Annotated in this window: 20 protein-coding genes and 2 pseudogenes; 8 read left to right on the forward strand and 14 right to left on the reverse strand. The window is 70.6% G+C overall.

The genetic code is table 11. The features are described from left to right. Positions 1 to 149 precede the first annotated feature (149 nt). The 3 genes from IF09_RS0126285 (at position 150) to IF09_RS0126295 (ending at position 2,624) form a co-directional block, all read left to right on the forward strand. A complete protein-coding gene (locus tag IF09_RS0126285; RefSeq protein ID WP_030299712.1) occupies positions 150 to 1,364 on the forward strand; it encodes a M4 family metallopeptidase in 1,215 nt (404 codons plus the stop codon). 16 nt (positions 1,365 to 1,380) lie between these two features. After that, positions 1,381 to 1,671, forward strand: a complete 291-nt coding sequence (locus IF09_RS0126290) for a protealysin inhibitor emfourin (protein WP_030299713.1) — start codon at positions 1,381 to 1,383, stop codon at positions 1,669 to 1,671. Positions 1,672 to 1,772: 101 nt separating this feature from the next. Beyond that, positions 1,773 to 2,624 carry a class I SAM-dependent methyltransferase gene (locus IF09_RS0126295; protein ID WP_030299714.1) on the forward strand — a complete coding sequence of 284 codons (852 nt, stop codon included), beginning with the start codon at positions 1,773 to 1,775 and terminating at the stop codon, positions 2,622 to 2,624. A 71-nt stretch (positions 2,625 to 2,695) separates the two neighbouring features. Here IF09_RS0126295 and IF09_RS0126300 read toward each other — a convergent pair whose 3' ends face one another. Beyond that, positions 2,696 to 4,039 carry a lipase family protein gene (locus IF09_RS0126300; protein WP_030299716.1) on the reverse strand — a complete coding sequence of 448 codons (1,344 nt, stop codon included), beginning with the start codon at positions 4,037 to 4,039 and terminating at the stop codon, positions 2,696 to 2,698. A 127-nt stretch (positions 4,040 to 4,166) separates the two neighbouring features. Here IF09_RS0126300 and IF09_RS48565 point away from each other — a divergent pair. Then, positions 4,167 to 5,554, forward strand: a pseudogene (locus tag IF09_RS48565) (RNB domain-containing ribonuclease); the annotation flags it as partial. A 93-nt stretch (positions 5,555 to 5,647) separates the two neighbouring features. Here IF09_RS48565 and IF09_RS0126310 read toward each other — a convergent pair. The 3 genes from IF09_RS0126310 to IF09_RS0126320 form a co-directional block, all read right to left on the reverse strand. Next, a complete protein-coding gene (locus tag IF09_RS0126310; protein WP_030299717.1) occupies positions 5,648 to 6,040 on the reverse strand; it encodes a hypothetical protein in 393 nt (130 codons plus the stop codon). A gap of 141 nt (positions 6,041 to 6,181) precedes the next feature. Further along, positions 6,182 to 6,733, reverse strand: a complete 552-nt coding sequence (locus IF09_RS0126315) for a hypothetical protein (RefSeq protein ID WP_030299719.1) — start codon at positions 6,731 to 6,733, stop codon at positions 6,182 to 6,184. Between the two features lie 205 nt (positions 6,734 to 6,938). After that, complete coding sequence (locus IF09_RS0126320) at positions 6,939 to 7,640, reverse strand: 2-phosphosulfolactate phosphatase (protein ID WP_030299720.1); 702 nt, start codon at positions 7,638 to 7,640, stop codon at positions 6,939 to 6,941. Between the two features lie 16 nt (positions 7,641 to 7,656). Between IF09_RS0126320 and IF09_RS48570 the strand changes: the two are divergent. Beyond that, positions 7,657 to 8,118, forward strand: a pseudogene (locus IF09_RS48570) (hypothetical protein); the annotation flags it as partial. Positions 8,119 to 8,232: 114 nt separating this feature from the next. Here the strand turns inward: IF09_RS48570 and IF09_RS0126325 are convergent. The 5 genes from IF09_RS0126325 to IF09_RS0126345 all read right to left on the reverse strand — a co-directional run bounded on the left by IF09_RS0126325 (position 8,233) and on the right by IF09_RS0126345 (position 14,389). Beyond that, the gene (locus IF09_RS0126325; protein ID WP_030299721.1) at positions 8,233 to 9,450 is read right to left on the reverse strand and encodes a serine hydrolase domain-containing protein; all 1,218 of its coding nucleotides are present in this window, start codon (positions 9,448 to 9,450) and stop codon (positions 8,233 to 8,235) included. A 549-nt stretch (positions 9,451 to 9,999) separates the two neighbouring features. After that, positions 10,000 to 10,668 carry a GDSL-type esterase/lipase family protein gene (locus IF09_RS0126330; protein ID WP_030299722.1) on the reverse strand — a complete coding sequence of 223 codons (669 nt, stop codon included), beginning with the start codon at positions 10,666 to 10,668 and terminating at the stop codon, positions 10,000 to 10,002. 63 nt (positions 10,669 to 10,731) lie between these two features. Continuing rightward, positions 10,732 to 12,243 carry an FAD-dependent monooxygenase gene (locus IF09_RS0126335; RefSeq protein WP_030299723.1) on the reverse strand — a complete coding sequence of 504 codons (1,512 nt, stop codon included), beginning with the start codon at positions 12,241 to 12,243 and terminating at the stop codon, positions 10,732 to 10,734. Positions 12,244 to 12,457: 214 nt separating this feature from the next. After that, entirely contained in the window at positions 12,458 to 13,126 is a 669-nt protein-coding gene (locus IF09_RS0126340; RefSeq protein WP_030299725.1) for a class I SAM-dependent methyltransferase, read from the reverse strand. 324 nt (positions 13,127 to 13,450) lie between these two features. Then, complete coding sequence (locus IF09_RS0126345) at positions 13,451 to 14,389, reverse strand: LysR family transcriptional regulator (protein ID WP_030299726.1); 939 nt, start codon at positions 14,387 to 14,389, stop codon at positions 13,451 to 13,453. A 128-nt stretch (positions 14,390 to 14,517) separates the two neighbouring features. On the opposite strand from IF09_RS0126345, the gene IF09_RS0126350 reads away from it, so the two are divergent. Then, positions 14,518 to 15,762: an MFS transporter gene (locus IF09_RS0126350; RefSeq protein WP_030299727.1), complete on the forward strand. Its 1,245-nt coding sequence runs from the start codon at positions 14,518 to 14,520 to the stop codon at positions 15,760 to 15,762. A gap of 150 nt (positions 15,763 to 15,912) precedes the next feature. Next, the gene (locus IF09_RS0126355) at positions 15,913 to 17,136 is read left to right on the forward strand and encodes a PP2C family protein-serine/threonine phosphatase (protein ID WP_030299728.1); all 1,224 of its coding nucleotides are present in this window, start codon (positions 15,913 to 15,915) and stop codon (positions 17,134 to 17,136) included. Positions 17,137 to 17,169: 33 nt separating this feature from the next. Here IF09_RS0126355 and IF09_RS0126360 read toward each other — a convergent pair whose 3' ends face one another. The 5 genes from IF09_RS0126360 to IF09_RS0126380 all read right to left on the reverse strand — a co-directional run bounded on the left by IF09_RS0126360 (position 17,170) and on the right by IF09_RS0126380 (position 23,717). Then, positions 17,170 to 18,864, reverse strand: a complete 1,695-nt coding sequence (locus tag IF09_RS0126360) for a DUF885 domain-containing protein (protein ID WP_030299730.1) — start codon at positions 18,862 to 18,864, stop codon at positions 17,170 to 17,172. Positions 18,865 to 18,974: 110 nt separating this feature from the next. Continuing rightward, positions 18,975 to 19,580, reverse strand: coding sequence for a response regulator transcription factor (locus IF09_RS0126365; RefSeq protein ID WP_063607436.1), 606 nt, complete (start codon positions 19,578 to 19,580; stop codon positions 18,975 to 18,977). A gap of 376 nt (positions 19,581 to 19,956) precedes the next feature. Beyond that, complete coding sequence (locus IF09_RS0126370; RefSeq protein ID WP_030299732.1) at positions 19,957 to 20,463, reverse strand: GNAT family N-acetyltransferase; 507 nt, start codon at positions 20,461 to 20,463, stop codon at positions 19,957 to 19,959. Then, complete coding sequence (locus IF09_RS0126375; RefSeq protein WP_030299733.1) at positions 20,456 to 21,721, reverse strand: MDR family MFS transporter; 1,266 nt, start codon at positions 21,719 to 21,721, stop codon at positions 20,456 to 20,458. Before IF09_RS0126375 ends, IF09_RS0126370 begins: the two co-directional genes overlap by 8 nt. Positions 21,722 to 21,731: 10 nt before the next feature. Next, positions 21,732 to 23,717 carry a YcaO-like family protein gene (locus IF09_RS0126380; protein WP_234321155.1) on the reverse strand — a complete coding sequence of 662 codons (1,986 nt, stop codon included), beginning with the start codon at positions 23,715 to 23,717 and terminating at the stop codon, positions 21,732 to 21,734. A 703-nt stretch (positions 23,718 to 24,420) separates the two neighbouring features. On the opposite strand from IF09_RS0126380, the gene IF09_RS0126390 reads away from it, so the two are divergent. After that, on the forward strand, positions 24,421 to 25,125 hold the full coding sequence (locus IF09_RS0126390) for a VanZ family protein (RefSeq protein WP_030299735.1): 705 nt from the start codon (positions 24,421 to 24,423) through the stop codon (positions 25,123 to 25,125). The last annotated feature ends 6 nt before the right edge of the window (positions 25,126 to 25,131 follow it).

Raw genomic sequence — 25,131 nt, forward strand, 5'->3', positions numbered from 1 at the left:
TCACATCAGCGGGCCCCTCATGTTTCCTCGACTTCTTCCGTGGCCGAGAACTCGATCAGTGACCCGAAATCAGTGATCCGAGAACGAGAACGTCCAAGCGTCAACTGATGAATTGCCAACCGTTGGTCTTCTCGCCCTGGAGGTGTCCCATGAGCAGGACCCGCCCAGTCAACTGCATCATTCCCCCGTACATTCTCGACAAGCTCCTGGAGAGCGAAGACCGTGAGGTACGCCAGGCCGCTTTGGACACCCTGCTGACCACTGCACGCCTGAGGGGCGAGCGAGCGGTCCGGGCGGCCTTCGCCGGCGCGGCCGCCACCGCCGGTAACGGCCGGCGCACCATCTTCGACTGTGAGGAGGGCGTTTCCCTCCCCAACGCCGTCCTGGCCAGGTCCGAAGACGGTCCGGAGGCCGCGGACCCGGCCCTCAACCAGGCTTTCGACGGACTCGGCCTGACGCGCGATTTCTACAAGGAAGTGTTCCAGCGCAATTCGATCGATGACCGGGGAATGCGGCTGGATGGATACGTGCACTTCGACGTGCAATTCAACAACGCGTTCTGGGACGGGCGTCAGATGGTCTTCGGCGACGGGGACGGCAAGGAGTTCAGCAACCTCACGGGATCGCTGGACGTGATCGCCCACGAGTTGACGCACGGGGTCACCGAGAACACGTCGGAGTTCGAGTACCACAATCAGTCCGGGGCCCTGAACGAGTCGATGTCGGACGTCTTCGGGTCGCTGGTCAAGCAGTGGTCGCTGAAGCAGACGGCCGAGGACGCGGACTGGCTGATCGGAGCTGACGTGTGGACCCCGGGAACCGGCGGCGACGCCCTGCGATCGATGAAGGCGCCGGGGCAGGCATACAACCACCCGCAGTTCGGAAAAGACCCCCAGCCCGACCGTATGAGCAAGTTCGTCCACCTGCCCGACACCCCCAGAGGGGACTTCGGCGGAGTGCACTACAACTCCGGCATTCCGAACAAGGCGTTCTTCCTGGCTGCCGTGGGCATCGGCGGATTCGCATGGGAGGCGGCCGGGGCCATCTGGTACGCATCACTCAAAGCCTCCGGCAGGGACGCCACTTTTCAGGATTTCGCGGACACCACCTTCCAGAAGGCCGGGGAACTGTTCGGCCCCGGAAGCCCCGAACAGTCGGCCGTGCTGGCGGCGTGGCAGGGAGTGGAGATCCAGATCAGCGGGGTTCCGGCAGGACTCACCCGGGCACGGAGCCAGCCGGTCGACGGGAACGGCGGCCCGGGCCGGCAGGACGGCCTGGCGGCCCTGTCCAGGCAGATCGGGGAACTGAACGCCAAGGTGACCGGGCTGGCCAGGGAAATCGCCACGCTGAAGGGGGCCAGGTGACCACCGGTCGCGCGCAATGAAGGTGACCCTGGAGTCGTACGGCGGGCTGGCGGCGGCAGCGCGCCGCCGGCCCAAGGTGCTGGACACGGCGGCCCTGCCCGAGAACGCCGCAGCGGAGATGACCCAGCTGGTGGCGGCGGCCGTCGCGATGCCCGTGGAGGACCAGGCCGACCGTGCCAGGGACGCGATGACCTACACGATCACGGTGGAGGACGACGACCACGTGACGGTCCTCGAGCAGTCGGACGCCTCCATGTCCCCGGCGTTCGCAACCTTGCTCGCCTGGCTCAAAAAGGATCTACGATGAGCCGAAGAAGCCGGTCGGGCACGGTCCGGCCCCCGCCGAGCGGGGGTCGGTCGGAGTGACACCGGCAGAGCCCCTTCGGGAGTACGAGGCGGGTGGTCGAGATGACCCCGACGCTGCAGGTCGCGCCCGCGAACGCCGAGCAGGCCCGCGCCTGGGACGGTGATGAAGGCGCCTACTGGGCCGAGCACGCCGACCGGTTCGACCGAGCGATTCGCGGCTACCGCGCACGCTTCCTCGAAGCAGCGGCGATCGGTCCGGCCCACCACGTGCTCGACATCGGGTGCGGCACGGGCGAGATCACCTGCGAAGCCGCCCGCAGAGCCACGGCGGGCCGCGTGCTCGGCGTGGACCTGTCGGCGGCGATGCTGCGAGTGGCCCGGCGGCGGGCACTGGCCGAAGGACTGGCGCACGCCGGGTTCGAGCAGGCCGACGCCCAGATCCACCCGTTCCCGGCGGAGGAGTTCGACCTCGCGGTCAGCCGTACCGGGACGATGTTCTTCGCCGACCCCGTCGCCGCGTTCCGCAACATCGCCCGGGCCGTACGGCCGGGCGGCCGCACGGTGCAGCTCGTCTGGCAGCCGCCGCCGCGCAACGAATGGTTCCTGGCCCTGACCGCCGCCATGGCGGCAGGCCGGGACCTGCCCGCGCCGCCGCCGGCCGCCCCCGGACCGTTCTCCCTGTCCGACCCCGACCGGGTGCGCAGCCTGCTCACCGGCGCCGGGTTCGGCGAAGCCGCCTTCGAACCGCTCAGCGAGCCCATGTACTTCGGAGCCGACGCCGATGACGCGTACCGCTTCGTCAGCGGCATGCTCGGCTGGATGCTGACCGACCTCGACGACGCCGGCCGCGAGCGTGCGCTTGCCGACCTGCTCACGACCCTCCGCGCGCACGGGACACCGGATGGCGTGTTCTTCCCCTCGGCCACATGGCTGATCACCGCGACGCGCCTCTGAACCGGCGTCCGGCCCCTGTCCCACGCCCGGCCCGTCACCTGCGGCGGGCCGGGCACTGCGGTCCGGAGCGGTCACGGCGTGACGGTCGGCTTCTCCGGCTCGAGCGAGTTGCCCGCAGGGATCCTGCCGCAGCTGGTGGGGGCGGTCCTGCCCGCGAAGCGGTCGTCCAGCCAGGCCATCGCGCGCGGCGCCCAGTACGGCATGGCGCCGACGTGGCTGAGCAGGTCGTACTGCTCGTACTTGATCGAGCTGTTGCCGGTGGCGCAGTACTGCCGGGCCAGCGTCCGCACGTCCCCGGCGACCATGACGCCGTCACCCGTGCCGATGCCCGGCGGCCTGTTGAACGTTCCCTCGGGCCAGCCCGCGTTCCCCTGCCCGATGAACCCCGGGACGGTCGGGGTGGCGGCCTGGCCCAGATTGATCTTGTTGACCGCTGCGACGAAGGCCGGAATGGAGTTCGGGTCCTTGTACTCCGGTTTCACCATGTCCTTCCACGTCATCCCCGGGTGGCGGGCCAGCGCAGCGAGGATCGAGCCGTCTTCGAGCTCCTTGACGACCGCGAGGCCCTTCGCACTCAGGTAAGGGGTGAGGTCGATGCCGTACGAGCGTGAGACTCCCATGAGGGCCATCGGGATCACCCCGTTCCAGGCCAGTGCGCCGTCGACGTACCTGAGGTTGTGCGCAGGGGCGACGAGCAGCCCTCCCTCGGCGAAGCCGACCAGCTGCTCGTTCACCTCGGGCGCGTACGCGGGGGCCAGGACCGACGTCCAGTTGGTGGCGACGGCCCCGCCGGAGTAGCCGAACAAGCCGAACTTCGTACCGGCATGCAGACCCGTCTCCTCGGTCCGGACGGCGGCGCGGATCGAGTCCAGGGTGTTCGTTCCGTACTCCGGGCCGGCCGCGAAGTCGGCGTTCTGGCCCTCGGTGTCAGGGATGACCACGTCGTAGCCTTTGAGCAACAGCGGTGCCAGGACGAGGGATTCGGCGTTGGCGATGGCGCCGCCGAGGGAGACGTTCCCGGCGACGGCCCGGGAGGGGCCGTCCTCCGGGCTGAGGGAGTCGTAGAACGACTGGTACGACACCGCCTTGCTGCCGTCACCGTACTGGCTGCGGACCACGGTGGTCACGTTGGCCGAGGGCCTGCCCTGGGCATCGGTCGTGCGGTAGAGCAGCTGGATTGCCCTCAACGGCGTCGGGATGCCGAAGACGTGGTAGTTCAGCGTGCGCTTCTTCAGAACATCGCCCGGCCGGTACGCGGAAAGCGGCTTGCTGCCGTCGTGACGGTAGAACGCGTCGGGCGCCGCGGTCGTCCCCCGGGTAACCGCACGGGGTGCGGCCGTCGCCGTCGGCGCCGACCCGACGACGATGCCCGTCACGATGGCGGCGGACAGCAGAGCAGAAGGTCCCCGGTTCATTACTCCCCCGTATGTCGAGCACAGTGGCTTTACCTAGCGGTAACTTACTGGAGGTAACGCCGTGCCACATAGCAGCGTCGCCAGACCTGCGCCAGCAGAGCCGGTCCGGGGAGGGGAGTTGGATGCTCTGCGCACTGCCCTGCAGAAGCTGCGGACCGACCCGCACGCGCCCAAGGCCTTCCCCGCACCCGTGCTCGAAGCGGCCGAGGCCGCCGCCCACGCGCCCCATCTGCCCGACAAGGACGCCACCCATCTACCGCTCTTCACGATCGACCTGCCGACGTCGAAGGACCTCGACCAGGCGATGTCCCTGGAGCGGCGGTCCGGCGGCGGCTTCCGCGTGTACTACGCCATCGCCGACGTGGCGGCCTTCGTCGCGGCCGACGGCGCCCTGGACACCGAGGCCCACAAGCGGATCGTGACGCTGTACTTCCCCGACGGCAAAGTGCCCCTGCACCCGCCCGCGCTCTCCGAGGGCGCGGCCAGCCTGCTGCCGGACCAGACCGTCCCCGCCCTGCTGTGGCAGCACGACCTCGACGCCCACGGCGAGGTGACCACCTCGCACGTGGGCCGTGGCCTGGTCCGCAGTCGGGCCAAACTCGACTACGCGGGCGTCCAGCACGCCATCGACTCCGGCACCGCAGAGGAACCCGTGGCCCTGCTGCGCGACGCGACATCGGCACGCTCTGCGAGGCCGTTGAGGCCGCGCGGGGAGGCATTTCGCTCACCCTCTCGGAGCAGGAGGTCACGTTCGAGGACGGATCGTTCCGGCTCGGCTACCGGGCGCCGTTGGCCGTGGACGGCTGGAACGAGCAGGTCTCCCTCATGACCGGGATGGCCGCGGCCCGGATGATGCTGAACGGCGGTCCGGGCATCCTGCGGACCCAGGACACGGCCCCGCCCCAGGAGGTCGCACGACTGCGCCGCATCGCCCAGCGCCTGGGCATCCACCGGCCGCCGCGCCTCTCGTACGCCAAGCTGATCCGCTCGCTCGATCCTCACGACCAGAGGCACGCGGCCTTCCTCCACGAGGCGGCCGGCGCCCTGCTGCCGAAATCGGACTACAAGTCCTTCCGCGACCACGACCACATCCCCGATCAGACCAGCCACGCGGCGATCGCGGCCCCGTACACGCACTGCACCGCCCCGCTGCGGCGCCTGGTCGACCGGTACGCCGGCGAGCTGTGCGTGGCTGCCTGCGACGGCCAGGCCCCGCCGGACTGGGTCCTCGCGGCCCTGGACGACCTGCCGAACACGATGACGAAGGCGAAGGGGAGTGCGCCGGACCGGCGGTCCGTGGACCTGGTGGAGGCGGCGGTCCTCATGGACCGGGTGGGCAGCACCTTCGACGCCACGGTGATCGACACCGACGAGGAAGAGAACCCGCCGAACCGGCGCGAGGGACAGGTTCAGATCGCGGACCCCGCCGTGGCGGGCAGAGTCACCTCGGCGGACGTCGACCTCGGGCTCGGCGCCAGCGTCCGGGTCAGGCTCGAACGGGCCGACCCCGCGTCCCCGGACAGGGAGAGGAAGATCCTCTTCAGCTTGGTGCGGGAACAGTGCCGCCGCAGCGGGCCACCGTGCCCGCGGCTGCCGGCTGGTCCGCCGTCATTCCGCTCTGCCTCGGCCGCCGCGCGTCATGCGGGTGATCAGGACGGAGAGGGCAGAGGTCGCCGCGAGGGTGCTCGCCATGACCAGGACCACGCCGACGGCGAAGAGGCCGCTGGAGTCGTCCGACCAGTCGTAGTACGAGGCGACGGTCAGACCGGCCGTGGTGCCGAGGACGGCGCTCGCCGCGTGGCCCCGGACGTCCGCCCACGCCACCGGGGCCGCCAGGCTCAGCACCAGCCCGACCACCTGCCATGCCTCGTACGGGCCCGTCACCGAACCGTCGGGGTGCACGTCGCGGTGCTGGTCCCAGCCCAGCCAGGCGGCCCATGCGGCGACCGAGACGAGGAACAGGAGCAGAACAGGGGCGGGACTCAGTGGCCTTCGATGCATGACCCCATCGTCCCGGCCGGCTCCGGAGGCGGGCAGAGCGCAGGTACTCATCCGTGCGTGAGTAGCCACGAGATCTGCCGTCGGAACCCCCTCAGAGGAGCGGGCCGGGACGGGGACCTGCCCGGCCAGAGGAACGGTGTGTCAGGAGGCGGTCTTGGTCGCGCTGGAGACGACGCACTCCTTGTATTCGCTTCCGTTGCCCTTGCCGGTGTACGGCGTCGTGGCCTCGGCCTGCTGGGTTCCGCCGGCCTTGACCGTCAGGCTGGTGACCCTGGCCGTGGCGGGGACGGCGTTCGACCCGGGCGCGCCTTCGAACTTCATGGTGATGTTGTAGGTGTAGCTCAGCGAGCCGCTGTTGGTGACGGTGAGCCGGGCGACGAGGTTCTTGCCCGAGTCGTCCAGGCGGCACTTGTCGATCTTGATGTCCCGCTCGGCCTTGTTGGCGCTGCTCGATCCGCCCGTCACGGAGGTGGTGCCGGACGAGGTGCCGCTGCTGCTGTCGCTGCCGCCGGTGGTGCCGCTGCCGCCGGTGGTGCCGGAGGTACCGCTGCTGGAGCCGCCCGAGCTGCCGGAGTGCGAGGAGCTGGAGCCGTGGCCGCCACCGCAGCTGGCGCCGTGGGAGCCGCGGGCTCCCGTGAGCGCGACGACGGCGATACCGAAGACGGCTATTGCTCGGACATGACGAAGCTTCACATTCAATCCCGTTGCAAAGAGTGATGAGCGAGTAGGGCACCTTGGCAGGCGCACGCCACCTTAATACCGTCTTTATGTCGCCCCGGTCGCACCCATACGGACGGGCCCACCTGATCGTGACACGATCACGACATACTGAAAACAAGCGGGAACGCGGGCCGCCGACCGCCCTGGACTGCAAGTCTGTGCGCGGGCCCGCCGGTTGTCAGATCGAAGCCTCGCCGGTCAGTGAAGGCACGGCGCACGGACGGAGGACCATGAGCGAGTCTTCCAAGGTCGCCACCACGGCAAAAGGGAACCGGTCGAGCTCAAGACAGAGTGCGACGTCGTCAGGATGGGCTCCTTGACGCACGCCCTCCGTCAGCTCGGCGGCGGCGCGCGACTCGCCGGCGCGGCGGAGGAACTCAGCTGCATCCGCTCCGGCGTCGCCGGCCCTCCGGGCGATGTACTGAGCGCACGCCAGGTCTTCGTCGGCGCGCCCGTCTTCGCCGGTGACGACGAACGTGACACTGTCGCACCCGCGTGTCCGCAGGAGCCGAGCCGTTGCCTCCGCCACCACGAAGCCGGCGCACAGCACCAGCGACGCTTCCTTGACCGCAAGGGCGCCGACCGTCCCTGCCGTGGTTTTCTGCACGACGGTCCGTCCGCCCAGGTCGATGGACCGCAGCAGGCCGGGTGAGTTGACGGTGTCGAACCCGGGCGCGGGCGGACCGTCCTTGAGCGCCACCCAATCCGGGTGGCGCGTCTTGAGCGCCAGCGCTTCATCCAGCGACTCGGCAAGAACGATCTTTTCCGCCCCCTGGGCAAAGGCCCAGGGGGCCACCGTGAATGCGCGCATGACGTCGACCACGACCGCCACGGAGGGGACTTCGACCAGCTCGGCGATGCCAAGGAAACGAGCGTCCATCCGGTCATGATCACGCATGCCCGACCCGGAGCGCCCGGACAGTGGTCCGCATCACATCGACCGTCCCGGAGCGGGGGCCTTCGCCGTGCCAAGCCGCGGAAGGCCCGCCCGGGGCCGCGTGAAGACCCCCGCGGCAGGCCGGGGTCGGGGGCAGCCCGCAGCAGGAGCAGCTCCTTGTAGAGCGGGGCCGTGGCCGCCACCAGCAGGTCCCGCGCGTCCGGCTCCGGGCGGGACCTCGCCGCGGTCCAAACCGCTCGGGCGACAACGGGTGCGCAGCGGGCATAGCGGCCCTCCCAGAAGCGGGACAGCACGCCGACGGCCGGATCGGCCGGATCACGACGTCAGGGAGATCACCGGTTGCCCGCTGCCCGATCCGCGGTGCCGGCCCCACGCGATCACCGCGGGCCCGGACGGCGCCCTGTGGTTCACGGAGTGGGCCACTGCGCACATCGGCCGGCTGACCGTGGCCGGAGAGCTGACGCGCTACCCGCTGCCCGCACAGAACTGCGAGCCCCACGGGCTGGCCTTCACGCCTACAGCCAGGGCGCGCTCCGGGTTGTCCTGGGACCCGCTCGCGGCGTCCCCGGCCGCCTCAGCCGAGGGTGAGCGGGTGGTCTGGAGCGAGCGCCCTGGCGATCCGTTCGGCCACCGTGGAGGCGGAGTTACCCTCGGGGGACGAGGGGCCCTTGGTCACGGAGACCGCGATGGACAGCTCCTGCGTCGGAAGGTAGGCCGAGACGGCCGCGTAACCGGAGAAGGACGGATTCGTCGCGATCCAATCGCGGAGGACCAGGACGCCGAACCCGAAGTGGAGGGCCTCGGTGTTCTTCCGGCAGTACGGGGCCGGGCACTCCTTGGTCGGGGTGCCCAGGCCGACCGTGCCGGGGTTCAGCTGGGTCCGGAAGGCCTCCTTCGACAGCAGGGCTCCGGTGCCGATGCCGCGGGCGGAGGTGGCCAGATCGCAGATGTCCCCGGTGAGGACCGCGCCCGGCGCGGTGGTCCACGAGGGGTTCCAGTAGCTCGACTCCTCGTACGTACCGCGTTCCGAGGTGAAGGCGTGCAGGGCCGGGGCCGGGAGCTCGGGGGTCGCGGAGTTCCTCGTCTCGTGCAGGCCGAGCGGGTCCAGTACGAGTTCCTGGAGCACCTGGTCGAGGGGCTGGCCGGTGATCTTCTCGAGGGCGGCGCCGAGCAGCTGGAAGTTTTCGTGGGAGTAGCTGAAGCTCGTGCCCGGCTTGTACCAGAGCGGGTGCCTGCTGGTGATGGCCAGGGTGTCCGCCGGGGTCCACTGGCGGAAGGGCTTGGCCTCGATCTCCTTGAGGAACACGGGGTCGGTGACGTAGTCGTGAATGCCGGAGGTGGAACTGCCCAGCATGCGCAGGGTGATCTCGTCGGCGTGGGGGACGTCGGGCAGCCACTTCGAGAGGGGGTCGTCGAGGCCGACCTGGCCCTCGTCGACGAGGGCGAGCAGTGCGGTGGCCATGTAGACGATGCCGACCGAGCCGGTACGGAAGTGCATGGCGGGGTCGGCCGGAACTCCGGTCATCGATGTGCCGAGCGCCCCGGTGACGATGTTCCGCTGCCCCGTGGTGACACGGAGGACGACCGAGTTGAGCCCGAACTCCCGTTGCGCCGCGCGGGCGATGTCGAGGACGCTGGCCGCCTGCCCCGAGGCCGCCTGGGGGGCCGGGGAGCTCACACACTTCCGCGCGGGTGCGGCGCCGGCTGCGGCCGGAGCGGTCCCCACGCCGAGCGGCAGGACCGCGGCGACCAGAGCGGCAGCGCAGACGCACGCCGTTCGAGAACGCCTCACGTTCACCAGTATGGATCCGCCGCGGGCACCCGGCCCGGCGGGCGGCGCTCGACCGCCGTGCAGCACCGCCCTCCGACCCGCGGAAGGCCGGATCGGGATCCTGGCGGACTCGTCGATGGCCGGACGGACGGCCCGGCCCAGCCCAGGCCGCGGCGGCCCTCCACGAGCCCTTCGCGTTCGATTCCCCGATAGGCCTGCCCGGTGGATGGCCGCGCTCGCCGCCGACTGGGAGACGCGCCTGGCGCACATCAAGCGCATCGCCGAGTCGACGGAGGGGCACTGAGATCGGCGTATTGCCGTGAGCACATGGGCACACCGGGGCCGCCAGGTCAGACCTTCGGCGCCCACATCATCCGCGCCCCGGAGGGAACCCTCACGGTCCGCCCGCCGGGGCGAGGCGACTCGGCCGTACTCGCCGCGATCCGGTCCCCCGGATCAGGCCTTGATGCCGGGCACCCGAAACAGGCACCTCGCGTGGCGTTCGCCTCATGCACACCACCCTGACGGCGCACGCCCGGTGCTTCTGGGGCGACGAGTACGGCCCGACGGTCACGCGACCAGACGCAGCCAGGCCGCCGCGAGCGCTGCGTGGCCGGCCGGTGTCGGGTGTACGCCGTCCGCGGCGCAGTACTCCGGCCCGGCCGTCGCGGCGAGCTCGGCGAACATGCCGTCGGCGGCGAGCAGATGGGCGCCGTACTTGCGGGCGAGCTTGCGGACGACCTGGATCTTCGGGTCCAGGTCGGTGCGCCATTCCTCCCGCTCCTTCTCGCCGATGCGCACGCCACCGCCACCGGCCTCGACGACCCCGCGGATCGGCAGGAGGAACGGCTCGATGAGTACCAGCTTCGTTCCCGCCTCGGCGAGGGGCGCGAGCAGGCGGTCGTATCCCGCTTCGAACTCCTCCGCGGGGATCACGTACCCCTTCGGGTCCAGCGTGTGCCAGCCCATGTCGTTGACTCCGACGAGGATCGACACCACGTCCGGACGCGCGTCGAGTACGTCCGTCTGCCAGCGGGCTTCGAGGTCCATCACCTTGTTGCCCGCGTTCGCGGTGTTCAGCCAGGTCACGGGCCGATCCGGGTACCGGAGTCCCCATTCGCCCGCGACGCGCAGCGGATAGCCGAACCCGAGACCGTCCTCGCTCTCCAGGCGTTGGCAGTCGGTGATCGAATCGCCGGTGAACATCACGGTGCTTCCCGGCCGGACAGTGATCGTCATGTGCGCTCCTTGGACCAAGGTTGAAGAGGGGGAAGGCGGATGGGAACGTTCGTGTTCCGGCGCTCAGAAGATTTCCGGACCACCGAACCAACGGCCGGCGGCCCGCTCGAACGCTTCACGGTCCGGGGTGCGATCCCCTGCCCAGGCGACCGTGCCGTCAGGCCGTACGAGCACGGCACCCAGCCCGAGGTCGTTCCTCGCCGGACCGGCCACGTACCGTATGCGGCTCTCCCAGCGCATCGCCGAACCGCGCAGGCGTCCGTCGACGGTCAGATCGAGCGCGACGCCCCGTCCGTCCTGCATCAGGTCTCCGAGACGCGTGCCGTCCTCGAGACGGAGGTCCGGGGCGTTGCGGCCGACCAGCGGGTGCTCGCTGCCGAGGTCGTAGCGGACCCACGATCCCGACAGCCTCTCGAACGCGTAGGTCGTTCCGTCACGGGTCCCGATCAGGTCGCGGACCACCCCTTGGATCGCCTGGCCATGCGCGTCCGGCCGCATGGCCGCCACCTGGGCGCGCGACCAGTCGAGGACCGCTGCGCCGATCGGATGGCGCTCGCCGGTGTACGTGTCGAGGAGCCCCTCCGGCGCGTACCCGTGCACGGTCGCCGCGAGCTTCCAGCCCAGGTTCACGGCGTCGCCGATGCCGGTGTTGAGTCCCTGCCCGCCCAGGGGCGAGTGGATGTGGGCGGCGTCGCCGGCGAGCAGGACGCGTCCCTGCCGGTACGTCGTCGTCTGCATCGCCCGGTCGGTGAAGCTCGAGGCGAGCCGGACGTCGCCCACCGTCACGTCGGTGCCGGACACGCGGCGCAGAACCCCCTGGAGATGGTCGTGAGTCGGCTGCTGCGAGCGATCGAACGCACCGCCGTCGAAGTCCATCATGCCGATGTGCCCTTCGGAGGGCATTCGGATGTACATGCCCGTCGGCGTCAGGTTGAACCCGGGCCGCAGCTGCTCGGTCTCGGTGATGGTCGCATGCATGGTGTAGCCGGTGAACTGCGGCTCGGTGCCGACGAAGTCGAAGCCCGCGAGCCTGCGGACCGTACTGCGTCCGCCGTCGCAGCCGACGAGCCAGCGCGCCGCGTACGCGTCCGCGCCGGCTTGCGCGACCACGCCCTCGTCGTTCTGGGCGATGGCCGATACCGTGACGCCGCGCCTGACGTCCACGCCCAGCTTGGCAGCCTGCTCGGCCAGTACCGCCTCGACCGCTTCGAGATACGTCATCAGGACGTCCGGTGCCGGGCTGGGAAGTCGGAACGGCAGGGCAGCGACGTCGACTTTGGCCGGATCGAGCACCATGCCGGCGAAGTGACCGGCGAAACGAGGGGGCGACGCCTCGTCCTCATCGGGGTCCACGGAGACGCCCGAAGCCGTCAGCAGTGGGTGAAGCATGCCCCGGCGGTAGAACGCCTGGATCGACGCGGCGGACAGGCCGCGCATCCCCAGCGGTTCCGCCTTCAACGGGGAGCCGGGCTCCGGCTCCCGCTCGAGCACCAGGACCGTACAGCCCGCGAGGCCAAGCTCGCAGGCGAGGAACAAACCGACCGGGCCGGCGCCCACGATCACTACGTCATGCACGAGAAATCCCCTCCCAGACCTACGGCCGGACGGCCATCCGGCCGTACTTCTGGAAAGGTGCCGGGCCCCACCGACATCGGCCCGACAGTCCCCGATACGCGGCCGACACCGGCCCGACAGCCACCGGCATGCCACCGACAGCACGGTGCGCCGCCGCCCGATCACCCTTGGCCGAAGTCCTTCGATCGGCAGCCGCTCCAGCTCGCAGGGCTCCTCAGGCGGGGCGCTTGGCCATCACGACCACACCCGGCCCGGTCTGCTCATCTGCGGGGAGCCGGAGTTCGGCGACCGGGCTCAGCCCCGCCTGCTCTATCAGGTCCACGAGCTGTTCCGGCCGCCACTTGTGCGTCGTCCAACGAACGGATACACCTCCGTACGCCTCGGTGCGCATCAGGTCTTCGTCGCCGACGTGTGTCGCGGTGATGAAGTGGCCGCCTGGCCTGAGGGCGCGCGCGAACATGGCGAGGACCTGAGGAAGTACGTCGCGCGGAAGGTTGAACAGTGACCACCACCCGAGTACGCCGCCGAGGGAGGCTTCTCCGAGGTCGAGGTCGGTGGCGGAGGCAACGCTGAAGCGGCAGTGCGGATGCAGCCGGCGGGCGTTTTCGATCATGCGGGGCGAGAGATCGACCCCGGACACGTCGAGTCCGCGTTCGGCGAGGTAGGCGGTCACCGTTCCGGGTCCACAGCCGACGTCCAGGACGGGCCCGAGCTCGCTCACGGTGTCGGCGAAGGCATCGATCGAGGCCTTGAGCCATGGATGGCGACGGATGTCGCCGATTCCGGTCGTCACCACCATGTGGGCGTAGTTGTCGGCCACCCGGTCATAGGAATCCCGGACCACGTCGAGATCGGCTGGACGGTCGATACGGTGTGCGCGCATCAGCCAACGATACGAGGCCGATCTCGGTTCCGGCAGTACAGCCGGTGGAACCGAAGATCTTCCGGAACCACGGACGGCCGGGTCCCACCGCAGGGCGGCGGCGACCAGGCCTTCGAGGGCCCCGCGAGGCACTTCGCCGCCGTTCGCCAGCCCGTCGAAGACCGGTCCGTACCGACTACACCGCTCCCCTCGTACGCGGTCGACCGCATCGCACTGCTCGGCGACGCGGCGCACGCGATGGCTCCCCACCTCGGGCAGGGCGCCTTTCAGACGCTGGAGGATGCGGTCAACCACGCCCCGCAGGGCCACGGTGGCCTGGGCCGTTCAGCGCGGCATCACCCACCTCGGGGCCCAGGTGCCGGCCGCGGCGTGGTCGCCGGTTGCCGTGGCGGCGAGGTGGGCGCGCAGGGTGGCCAGCGCCGGGTGGGGGTTGTCGCGGTGCCACAGGAGCGAGTGCGGGTAGACGGGTGTCGGATCGGTCACCGGGATGCGGCGCAGGCCGTGGTCGGCGGGCCAGACGAGGCGGGTGTGTTCGCCCATGAACGTGGCCAGGGCCGGGGTGTCGGCGACGGTGTCGAGGAGCGCGTCGGAGCCGAAGTTGGGGCCGGTCGCCTCGATGGCGAGGCCGAACTCGGCGACGAGGTCGTCGTAGTAGGCGGCCCACTCGGTACCGGGGACGATGCCGGGCATCCAGATCCGGTGCCCGGCGAGCTGAGCGAGGGGCACCGACCGGGCACCCGCCAGCGCGTGGGCGGGGCCGGTGAGGAGCTGGAGCGGCTCGTCGAGGACCCGGACGGATTCGATGTCCTCGGGAAGGGGCCGGCCGGGCGCGGCGACGGCGCGGAAGGAGGCGTCGATCTCACCGGACCGGATGGCGGCGACGGCCGTCTGGATGTCGGACAGCATGAGCACGTCGAGGTCGATCTCGGGATGCGCTCGGTGGAAGCCGCGCATCAGGCCCGACGGTGCGACGCGCGAGGCGATCACGTCGACGCGCAGTGGACGGTGCCCGGTCCGTACGGACGCGGCCGCGCGCTCGGCGACACGAATCAGTTCGCGGGCGTGGGGCAGGAATGCCTGCCCGTCGATGGTGAGCTCGGCGCCGCGCGGGGTGCGGGTGAACAGGCGCACGCCGAGGTTGCGCTCCAGCGTGGCGATGCGTTTGGAGACGGCCTGCTGGGTGATCGCCAGCTCGGCGGCTGCCTCCTGGAACTGCCCCGCGTCGGCGGCGGCGACGAAGGTCCGGACGGTGTCGAGGTCCATGCCCGTACCCTACGAGCACAACCATCGGTTGTGGCTGAGGGCCTCTGTGGTTGTTTGATCCCAGGGGACGGTTCTCGCTTTGATGTTTCCGGTCGCGGATCGGTTGTGCGGGCGAGGGGCATCGGACCATGAGGAGCGGACAGCGGCTGGGACGGTCGTTCGGGTGGCTTTGGGGGGCGTACGGGACCAGCGCGCTCGGCACGTGGCTCGCCTTCGGCGCGTTCCCACTGATCGCCGTCCAGGTGCTGCACGCCGGACCGGCCGAGGTCGCAGCGCTCTCCTCCGCGGGAGCTGCGGTGGGCGCGGCCGTGGCGGTGCCGCTCGGTCCTTGGGTGGAGTTCCGCCGCAAGCGGCCGGTGCTGATCGCGACGGACCTGGTGCGGTGCGCGGCGCTGCTGACGCTTCCCATCGCGTTCGCGCTCGGCGTGCTCACCTTCGTCCAGCTTCTGCTGGTGGCGGTCGTCGTCGCGGCGGCCGACATCACCTTCCGCGCCGCCTCCGGCGCGTACCTGAAATCGCTGCTGCCGGCCGAGGACCTGCTCGTCGCCAACGCCCGGTTCGAGTCGACGGCCTGGACGACGACGATCATCGGACCGCCGCTGGGCGGCGCAGCGATCGGACTCCTCGGCCCGATGGCGACAGTGGTGGCGGACGCGGTCAGCTACCTGCTCTCGGCCCTGGGCATCCGCGCGACGGGCGGGCACGAGCCGCACCCCGAGCGCGCGGCGGCCGCGCGCATCCGGGCCCGGGACCTGCTCGACGGCTGGCGGTACGTCCTCGCCGACGCGGCGCTGCGCCCGTTGTTCTTCAACACCGCCTTGTTCAACGGCCTGGTCATGGCCGCCCAGCCGCTGCTGGCCGTCCTGATGCTCGGCCGGCTCGGGTTCACACCGTGGCAGTACGGCCTCGCCTTCGCTGCGCCCTCGATCGGCGGGCTGCTCGGTTCACAGCTGGCCCGGCCACTCGTCACCCGGTTCGGACAGCACCAGGTCCTGGCCGTGGCCGGGACCCTGCGCGCGCTCTGGCCCATCGGCCTGGCCTTCCTGGGGCCGGGCACCGGCGGACTGCTGCTGGTGATGGGTGTCGAACTCGGGCTCATCTTCTGCTGCGGGGTCTTCAACCCCGTCTACGCCACATACCGCCTCGAGCGCACCGCGACCGACCGGGTCACCCGCACGCTGGCCGCCTGGGCGGTGACGACCAAGGCCACGACCGCGCTCCTGACGGCCGTGTGGGGCGTGCTGGGCGCCCTGCTCGGCCCGCGTACGGCCATCGGCCTGGCCGGCGTACTCCTCCTGGCGACCCCGCTGCTGCTCCCCCGCCGCGCGGCAGCGGCTTCGTCCGAGCCGGTGCCGGCACCGGGCCGCACGTGAAGGGCCGACGCTGCCGGGCACCACGGGCGAGAGGCGAGCCCGGCGCTCAGGCGGGCCGCCCACGTCCTGCCCAACGGATTCCCGCCCTCTCCTCACCCGGCTTCTATCGTGGGCATCACAGACGGCATCGAGCGCTGAGGCGGGCCGACCATGGCGGAGGCGGGAATCGACTACGCGGCGGTGTTCCAGGCACTGCCCGGCATGGTCGCGCTGCTGACTCCCGAACTGGTGTACGCAGACGTGAACGAGGAGTTCCTGCGGATGTCGGGCCGGACGCGCGAGCAGCTGGTGGGCCGTTACCTGTTCGACGTCTTCCCCGACAACCCCGGCGACCCCGCCGCCAACGGCGCGCGGAACCTGCGCGCCTCACTCGAGCGGGTGCTCACCACCGGCGAGCGGGACGCGATGGCCCTCCAGCGCTACGACGTGGAGTCCGTGGAGCGGCCGGGTGAGTGGGAGGAACGGTACTGGAGCCCGGTCAACGCTCCGGTGCTCGGACCGGACGGCCGGGTCATGGTGCTGGTTCACCGCGTCGAGGAGGTCACCGAGCTCATCACGGCCCGCGGCGGGCGGGGCAGCGGCACCGGGGTGCTGGAGGCCGAGCTGTACACCCGGGCCCGGGAGCTGCAGGAGCTCAACGAACGGCTCCGCGAGGCCCACGCCCGCGAGCGCGAGATCGCCCTCGCCCTGCAGGACGCGATGCTGCCCGCCCCCGGCCCCTTCGGCCACCACCGAGCCGCCGTGCGCTACCAGCCCGCCACGGGAACGCTCAACGTCTGCGGCGACTGGTACGACCTCGTCGACCTGCCCGGTGACCGTATCGGGGTCGCCGTGGGCGATGTCGTAGGCCACGGCCTCCACGCCGCCTGCGTCATGGGCCTGCTCCGCAGCGCCCTCAGCGCCGCTTCCCGTGTCGCCGACGGTCCGGCCCAAGCCCTGGAAGTCCTCGGTCTCTACGCGCGCTCCGTCGAAGGCGCCGAGAACACCACCGCCGTCGAGACCTGCATCGACTGGGACACCCACACCATCACGTACAGCAGCGCCGGCCATCCCCCGCCCGCCCTGCTCCGCAGCGACGGCACCGTCGAATTCCTCGACCAGGCCACCGATCCCCCGCTCGGCGCCCGCCCCGACCACGTCCCCCGTCCCCAGGCCACCACCGCCTTCGCCGAAGGCGACACCCTCGTCCTCTACACCGACGGCCTGATCGAACGCCGCCGCGAGGACATCGACATCGGCCTCGCCCGCCTCGCCGACGCCCTCACCCACCACCGCGGAACCGACCCCGAGCCGCTCGCCGACGCGCTTCTCCTCGACCTGCTCCCCGCTATGGGCGCCACCGACGACACCGCCCTCGTCATCGTCCGGCTCTGAGCGGCCGGCCAGTGCAACGTGCACGCTCAGCCCTCAGAGCGCTGAAATCTCGCTCAGCAGGTCATCCAAGCCCAGGGAGCCCTGCGACAGCGCGGCCATGTGCCAGGCCTTGAGGTCGAAGTCCGCTCCGTGTCGGGCTCGGGCCGCCTCGCGGCCCATGAGCCAGACACGCTCGCCGAGCTTGTAGCCGATGGCCTGACCCGCCATGCCCAGATAGCGGACGACCTCGCTCTCGACGTAGTCGGCCGGGCGGCTGGTGTGGCGGGCGAGGAAGTCCTGAGCCAGCCCGGGCGTCCAGCGCTCGCCCGGGTGGAAGGGGGAGTCCTTCGGGATCTCCAGCTCCAGGTGCATCCCGATGTCGACGATCACGCGAATGGCCCGCATCATCTGCGCGTCCAGATAGCCCAGCCGCCGCTCGGCGTTGGACAGGAAGCCGAGCTCGTCCATCAGGCGCTCGGCGTACAGCGCCCAGCCCTCGGCGTTCGCATTGACCAGGCCCACGGTGGTCTGGTAGCGGGAGAGGTCTCCGGCGACGTGCGCCCACTGGGCCAGCTGGAGATGATGACCGGGTACGCCCTCGTGGTACCAGGTGGTGACGAGGTCGTAGACCGGGAAGCGGGTCTCCCCCATCGTCGGCAGCCAGGTGCGTCCGGGCCGGGAGAAGTCCAGCGACGGCTCGGTGTAGTAGGGGGCTGCGGCACTGCCTCGCGGGGCTATGCACGACTCGACCCGGCGTACCCGCGCGGCCAGTTCGAAGTGGGTGCCGTCCAGCGTGTCGATCGTTTCGTCCATCAGCGACTGAAGCCACTGCCGGGTCTCCTCGACCCCCTCGACGGCCTCGCCGTGCCGGTCGCACCAAGCCAGCGCCTCCCAGGGGGTACCGGCGCCCGGCAAGACCCTTTCGGCCTCGGCGCGCATCTCGGCGAGCAGCCGGTGGAACTCGCTCCAGCCGTACGCGTAGGCCTCGTCCAGGTCGAGATGGGCGCCGTTGTGGTGACGGGCGAGACGGACGTAGCGCTCTCGGCCGACGACATCGGGTGCGCTTTCCACGGCCGGGGCGTAGGTGTCACGGAACCAGTCGCGCAGTTCCGCCAGGCCGCCGGTGGCCGCGGTGGCGGCCGTGGTGAGTTCGTTGCGCAGCCGCTCGGGGCCGGGCTCGGTGAATTCCGCGAACCAGCTCCGTTCCGTACCGATCCACTCGGTCAGCTGTCCGATGACGGCCGATACCTGCCGTGGCCCCGCGGGCAGCCCGCGCGCGAGGCCGGCGTTCAGAGACGCACGGTAGCCCGCCAGGGCGTCCGGGACGGCGCGTAGCCGTCGCGCGATCGCCGCCCAGTCCTCGTCCGTGTCCGTGGGCGTGAGCGTGAGGACGTCGCGGACCTGGTGCAGTGGTGAGTCGAGGTTGCTGACCGTACGCAGTCCCTCGCCCGCCTCGTGCACGGCGAGTTCGGCGGTGAGCCGCTCACGCAGCAGCCGGGCGCAGCGACGCTCGGCGATGTCGTCCGCACCGGGAACGGCCTCTGCGGCCGCGAGCTGCCGCAGGGTCGTACGGGCCAGCTGGGTCACCGCTTCCTGGCCCTCCGGCGAGAAGTCGGGGAGCCGGCCGGAACTCTCGGCGACGCCGAGGAAGGTACCGGCGATCGGGTCGAGTTCGACGAGGGCGTCGACATGGGCGTCGGCCACCTGACGGGGCAGCCGACCGCCGCCGGGATGAGTGGAGTTGGGCATTCGAGCCGTCCTTGTGCGATGCGTTGCAGTGCCAGTGCTGTCGTGCGGACATCGGCGTTCGGTGTTTGTGTTTGTGCCGCAAGGGCGTTCGGGCTCCGACCCTCTTCGGATCAGATCCATTCCAGATTCCGGGCGATGCGCAACGCGTCAATGCGGTTGCGTGCATCCAGTTTCACCACGATGGATGAAATGTAGTTGCGCACCGTCCCTTCGGACAGCGACAGCCGTGCGGCGATCTCCTCCACCGTGTCACCCCCGTCGAGGTGCTCGAGCACGGAAAGCTGCCGGGGGGTCAGCGGGCAGTCTCCGTTGGCCACGGCCGCGACAGCGAGCTCGGCGTCGAAGGCTCGCTCACCCTCGTGCACCAGATGGATCGCCTCGAAAAGGCGCTGGGGCGGGACACTGCGCCGCACCATTCCGCCGATCTCCCCGGCGAAGGCCCTGCGGACGGCCGACCGGACGCATGCGGTGGCAACCAACAGCGTGCGGACCTTGGGAAGGATGGCGATCTTCTCGGCGATATCGACCGTTTCCTCGTCCCGGCCTTCGAAACTGATGACCACGACATCGGGTCGATTCAGTTCGGCGAACTCAAGCGCGGCATACCTGTTGTCCACCGATCCCACGACTCTGATCTCCGGATCCTGTTCCAGCAGTGCCGTGAGCGCACATCGAGACAGGGCAAGATCATCGTAGACCATCACATCGACACTCATTCGAATCCCCCGATCAATTGAGACGATGCAGCGATAGCGTGCGCGTACGAAATGTTTGCGTGATGCCGTCCAGGGTGCCGAGCGGGCGAGCCCCGGGATTCGTGGGCATACCGAACACCCTTGCACGCAACGTGTTTCGGACGTCGAACGAGCCATTGCCTGTGTCAAGTCGCGCTCGCCGATCGGCTTCCCTTACGCGTACCACCGGCGCGGAGCGGCGCGCCACGGCACGCCCGGCCCTGACGGACGACTCCCGGATGCGGACACGCCGAAGGGGAGCGCGTCGCGCTCCTGCGGGTCGGGGGCGCCGGCGTGGACGCCGGGATGCCGGCTGATCAACGGCCACCCCACCGGGACACCGGTGAGGGGCGCCCGGTCACGGCAACGGCGTCAGAGGGAGTGCGAGGAGATCCACACCGTGCGGTGGCCCCGTGAGTTCGCCGGCCTTCGTCCAGCCCCACCGCCGGTACATCTCGCGCGCCGACGCCCTGCTCGACGCGGCGAGTACGGCGAACGGCTCGGAGCGGTCTGCCAGTAGCAGGTCCAGCAGCTCGCGCCCGTGCCCGCGGCCGCGCAACTCCCGTACGACCGCGAGCTCGTAGACGTAGAACAGCGGCCGGCGCAGCCACAGCGGGGCGGGCGCGGCGGCGCGCGGATGCCACCATCCCTCCTCGCGGTGCACGCCGTAGGCGAAACCGCCGAGTACACCGCCCTCCAGGACGGTGGTCACGCAGAAGCCGGGCAGCTCAGCATGGCCGGCCAGCTCTCGGGCGAAGCCGTCTGCGGCCGCCGCGTCCTCGTGGTAGGGCGGCTGGCGGTAGACCCGGTGGTAGACGTCGCGGAACTCCTCCGGGCGGCGGACCTCGGTTCCACGCTCAGCCATGGACGGTCTCCCGCTGGACGTGCGCCGGCAGCACACGGTGGAGTCGCTGCAGCACCACGACCGCCGCGAGGCAGCAGAGGCACAGCGCGAACCAGGGCAGGCCCGCTCCCCGTGCCAGCAACCAGGTGAACACCGTCGGCGCCATCACCCGGGCCAGGCTCCACATCAGCTCCTCCAGCCCGAGGTACCGGCCGCGGAGGTGCCCTGCGGCGATCGCCACGGTCAGCGCACTGCTGGTCGGGGCCTGGAGCAGCTCGGCGACCGTGAAGACGACCATGCCCAGGACGAGCCCGCCGAAGGCCAGTCCGACGTGCTCGCCGGACACCGCCGCGAACAGCGCGAAGGACACCATCCACAGAACGGACGCCACCTGCAGCACTCTGGTCCGCCGGTACCGCTCGACCGCCCTGGCCACTGCGGTCTGGGCCAGCATCACCATGACGGTGTTGATCGCGAACAGCATCCCCGGCTGCCACGCCGGCAACCCGCGCGCCTCGATCACGTAGGCGCTCAGCAGCATGGTCAGCGCGAGGTCGCACAGCGCGAACACGCATACGGTGGCCAGGACGCCGAGAAAGGCCCGGTCCGCGAGCACCTCCCGGTACCCGCCTCGGGGCTGCCCCGGAGCATCCCCGGCCGGAGCCGGGCCGCCGCCGCCGACCGGAGGCAGCACGGCGGTCCGGCGCCAGCTCGCGACCAGCCCGGCCGCGAGGAGGAACGACACGGCGTTCAGCACCACCACGGCGGTGTAGCCCGAGGTGCCGCCCCAGCCGACCAGCGTGCTGCCCACCAGACCGCCGACGCCGATCCCGACGTTGCGCAGGGACCGGTCCATCGCGTACCAGCGCGCCCTGTGCCCGTCGTCGGCCACCTGCGCCACGAGCGCCGCGACCGCGGGCCGGAACAGACTGTCGCCCCACAGGGTGACCGTGACCAGTACGACCAGCTGCCAGGGGGTGTCGGTGAACACGTAGGCGGTGAAGGTCAGTACACGGATCAGGTTGCTCGCGATCAGCACGCGCCGCGGCCCGATCCGGTCGATCAGCGGGCCCCCCAGCGGCCCCGCCGGCAGCGAGAGCAGCGCGCCGACGGACAGCATCAGGCCGACCGTGGTCAGTGGGATGCCCTTGGCCGCGTGGAAGTACACGACGGCGAACGGGAGGAAGAGCCCGGTGCCCAGAGCATCGACGATTTGCGCGACGATCAGAGGCTTGCGGCCTTTGGTGTTCGGCAGGCCGAGTGTGTCGATGACAGCCATCGGTTGTCCCTCACGCGTGGGGTAGTGGAAAGACGTTGAACTCCTCCTCGGCCAGCGGCTGCGACCGCCAGCCGAGCCGGACGCCCGCGCGGCCGATCCTGCCGTCGCCCCACATCGGCATGCCGGCGGGGAAGTTCGACACGAGGCCGGGCACGATCGTGTGGGCGGCACTGAACCCGGCCGCTTCGGCGTCACAGGTCGTCAGGTCGACGCTGATCACCTCGAAGCCGCGGGCCTCGACCCGTTCGCGGTACGCCTCGAGGCTCCGCTGCCTGAGCGCGGGCAGTCCGTCCCAGGGGCGGGTGGGGAGGTCCCGTACCCAGGGTGCGACCCGCTCCGCCGCCCGCGGATCGAGGTGGACCTGCTGCTGGCACAGCAGGTCCCGGACGTCGCTGAAGTCGGGCCGGTAGGAGTCGAGATAGCGCCGGTCGGCGCGGTGCGGCTTGAGGTTGCCCAGGTGCGGCAGGTCCGCCCGGCCGTCCGCCAGCATCTTGTCGTCGTCCAGGAAGCGGCAGGTGTGGTGCAGGGTGAACCCCTCGGCGAGTGCCTTCTGCGCCGCCTCCTGCGGGTCGGGCCGGGTGGCGAAGCCGATGCCCAGCCACCCGGCGGCCCGGTCGCGTACGACCGCGGCGAGCACCGGGACGTCGAACTCGTTGTCCAGATGGATCAGGCTGATGTCGTAGGCGTCCAGGCTGTCGGCGACCAGATCGCGGATCCGGTCGGGAATCGGCAGCCGGGGAAGGCGGGCGGCGTTGGCCCACCACAGCATGGTGGTGTCCCGCTCGATCACCTCTTCGAGTCCCGAGGTGACGGCGTGCTCCTCGCTGACGCCGCAGGCCACGCCTGCCACGAGCGGATCGGAGTAGGCAACCGGGTCGTGCTCTCCGTGGGCGACCAGGAAGGCGGGCACCCACACCGGCTCGCCGGTCGTCCACGAGCGGCCCTCGACCCAGGCGCACTCAGCGTCCACGGTCAGCGGCGCGAAGGGGAAGCCCTCGCTGCGGTACTGCCGCTGCGAATACAGGTGCAGCCGACGCGGGTCGAGCACGGGCACGCCGGCCCTGCGCAGCCGGGCGTGGCTGCCGTAGCGGAGCCGCTCCTGGGGCAGGCGGCTGCCGCAGTAGCGTTCGACCGCCTCGCCGACGGCACTGCGACGGGCGGCGTCGAAATCGGACCAGGACGTGCCGAACGCCTGCCGGTCGTTGGGCCAGTCCGCGACGCGCCGCATGTCGGCGACGTCCACCGCGCACACCCGCAGCTGCGCCGGCATGCCCGGCAAGGGCGCCAGCTCCTGGACACCGGTCACCACGCCGACTTGGTCGTCGACGAGCAGGTCGGCCTCGGCGTCGCCGCGCACCACCGGCCGCGGCCGGGTCGGAACCGGCAGGATGGTGCGCTCGATCCGGTCGAGCCGGCGCGGATCGAGCTCGACCTCCTCGACGGTGGCCTCGCCCGCGACCCAGCGCTCCAGGTACGTGCCGAGCTGTGCGGATGTCCAGCGGACGTCGCCGTCGCGGAGCCGGTGGCCGTCCGGCTGCGACGCCGTCCGCATGGCCTCGACGACCCGCGGGTCGTGGGCCGCGCTGAGCCGGCGGTCCAGTACGTCCGCGAAGTCCGCCGTGGCCCCGGGTGTGATGGCAGGACCGAGGACGGCCCGGCCGCGTTCATGGCGCAAGGGCAGCCAGCGCAGGCCGGACCGGGCACACAGCTCGTCGATACGGCTCAGTTCGCGGTGGGCGGGGTGGGAGAATGCGGCGACGAGCACGGTGTCGCGGACGTCGACGAGGGACAGGTCTTCCGGGGCCGGCCCGACGTGTGCGTAGCCGGTGGTGCTCAAGGCGTGGGCGAGGGGGGCGGTGAGCTCCGGCGCGCCGGTGATGAGGACCGTGGTGCCCGCCACTCGCGCCGCCCGCTCGGAATCGAGGGCGGCTCCGGCCGGACGCAGGCAGCCGTCGTGCTGCAGGACGTCGACCACCTCGGCGTATTCGGAGGCCATTCCCGCCAGCAGTTCGCTGCGGGACCTGGTTCCGTCGCAGCGTGCCAACCATGCACGAAACTCGGAGGTGGGGGCGGATATGTAGAACTGCCCACCGTTCGGGGTGGCGAGAAAGCACAAGTCCTGCTCGAGGTCGTATATCTCAACGTCCACGATTTCCAAAGCGGTGTCGTCCGCCGACATATCAGCCCCCATAGAAACTGACTCCTGGTGCAAAGTGCCACGGTCCCGGGGGGAACCCGGGACCGTGGTCGAGCGACCTCAGAAGGTCAGCGTCACTTGGCGACCGAACGGTTGTGGACGACCGCACGGTTGTGCACCACCGCGCGGTTGTGGACGACGGCACGGTTGTGAACGACTGCGCAGATGACGTTGGTCTTGACGGTCGAGATCATGGAAGTTCCTCCCGTTTGGCTGTCAGGTACGAGAAATAAGTTACGGGAATTCGGCACCGCCACCTAGGTGCATTCCTCACGAATCCTCGTGGATGACTCACAGGTTCGCCCGGCTCTCCCGGTCCGGGAATACGGCACAGGGATACGGTGTTTGCCGGACTCGCTCACCACCACCCGGGCAGGGGGCGGGAGGGCATCCTGCCTGCCGGAGATCGTGGGTATCGCGGGTATCGCGGGTATCGCGGGTATCGCGGGCGTATCGAAAATCGGATACACCACCGCAACGGCCCTCCGTCTCCCATGGGGGCATGAAGCACAACGCAGCCACGGCGGCACAGCCCCGCCGTACGCGCAGGATCCTGCCCCTCAGCCTGGTGGTCACCGGGATGGCGTGCGCCGTGTTCGTCGTGCGGGGGCCGCTCATGATGTCCGCTCCGCGGTGCATGGCCGGGCAGTGGCACGGCTGCTACGACACGTTCAACGGTGTGGTGCTCATGACGTTGGTCGCGCTGCCGTTGGCCGTGCTCGTGGTGTGGGCTCTGGCGCGCCGGCGGCGTGCCGCCGGCGTCACATGGGCGTGGCGGATGTCGCTGGCCGAGGTGGGCATGGTCCACGGGACGGTGCCGTTCCTGTGGCTGACCATGATGCCGGGCGCCGCCCCCGGCATCGCCCCCGCCCGGGTGAGCCTGGTGCCGCTGCGGGACCTGGTCGCGATGGGATCGCTCGGGATCGTCGGCAACCTGCTGGTCTTCGCGTCGCTCGGGTTCTTCGCCCCGATGCGGTTCGCGGCGCTGGCATCCTTGCCGCGGATCCTGGCGCTCGGGGCGGGCTGCTCGGTCCTGGTCGAAACCGCACAGTACGTACTGCAGCTGGACCGGGTGTCCTCCGTGGACGACGTCCTGGTCAACGCCGCCGGCGCCGTACTGGCCGCGCTGGCGTCGCGCCGCTGGTGGCGTACTACGGCGGAAGCGCCGGCGGACCGGCCTCACCCCGCCCCGGCGCAGGCAGGCTGAGTCGCG

Source organism: Streptomyces katrae (genome assembly GCF_000717655.1).
Taxonomy (GTDB): domain Bacteria; phylum Actinomycetota; class Actinomycetes; order Streptomycetales; family Streptomycetaceae; genus Streptomyces; species Streptomyces katrae_B.

Bases quoted from the DNA above. Each gene is read 5' to 3' on its own strand.
- IF09_RS0126285 (WP_030299712.1), top strand. From the start codon at position 150: ATGAGCAGGACCCGCCCAGTCAACTGCATCATTCCCCCGTACATTCTC.
- IF09_RS0126290 (WP_030299713.1), top strand. From the start codon at position 1,381: ATGAAGGTGACCCTGGAGTCGTACGGCGGGCTGGCGGCGGCAGCGCGC.
- IF09_RS0126295 (WP_030299714.1), top strand. From the start codon at position 1,773: ATGACCCCGACGCTGCAGGTCGCGCCCGCGAACGCCGAGCAGGCCCGC.
- IF09_RS0126300 (WP_030299716.1), bottom strand. From the start codon at position 4,039: ATGAACCGGGGACCTTCTGCTCTGCTGTCCGCCGCCATCGTGACGGGC.
- IF09_RS0126310 (WP_030299717.1), bottom strand. From the start codon at position 6,040: ATGCATCGAAGGCCACTGAGTCCCGCCCCTGTTCTGCTCCTGTTCCTC.
- IF09_RS0126320 (WP_030299720.1), bottom strand. From the start codon at position 7,640: ATGGACGCTCGTTTCCTTGGCATCGCCGAGCTGGTCGAAGTCCCCTCC.
- IF09_RS0126330 (WP_030299722.1), bottom strand. From the start codon at position 10,668: ATGACGATCACTGTCCGGCCGGGAAGCACCGTGATGTTCACCGGCGAT.
- IF09_RS0126340 (WP_030299725.1), bottom strand. From the start codon at position 13,126: ATGCGCGCACACCGTATCGACCGTCCAGCCGATCTCGACGTGGTCCGG.
- IF09_RS0126345 (WP_030299726.1), bottom strand. From the start codon at position 14,389: ATGGACCTCGACACCGTCCGGACCTTCGTCGCCGCCGCCGACGCGGGG.
- IF09_RS0126350 (WP_030299727.1), top strand. From the start codon at position 14,518: ATGAGGAGCGGACAGCGGCTGGGACGGTCGTTCGGGTGGCTTTGGGGG.
- IF09_RS0126355 (WP_030299728.1), top strand. From the start codon at position 15,913: ATGGCGGAGGCGGGAATCGACTACGCGGCGGTGTTCCAGGCACTGCCC.
- IF09_RS0126360 (WP_030299730.1), bottom strand. From the start codon at position 18,864: ATGCCCAACTCCACTCATCCCGGCGGCGGTCGGCTGCCCCGTCAGGTG.
- IF09_RS0126365 (WP_063607436.1), bottom strand. From the start codon at position 19,580: ATGAGTGTCGATGTGATGGTCTACGATGATCTTGCCCTGTCTCGATGT.
- IF09_RS0126370 (WP_030299732.1), bottom strand. From the start codon at position 20,463: ATGGCTGAGCGTGGAACCGAGGTCCGCCGCCCGGAGGAGTTCCGCGAC.
- IF09_RS0126375 (WP_030299733.1), bottom strand. From the start codon at position 21,721: ATGGCTGTCATCGACACACTCGGCCTGCCGAACACCAAAGGCCGCAAG.
- IF09_RS0126380 (WP_234321155.1), bottom strand. From the start codon at position 23,717: ATGGCCTCCGAATACGCCGAGGTGGTCGACGTCCTGCAGCACGACGGC.
- IF09_RS0126390 (WP_030299735.1), top strand. From the start codon at position 24,421: ATGAAGCACAACGCAGCCACGGCGGCACAGCCCCGCCGTACGCGCAGG.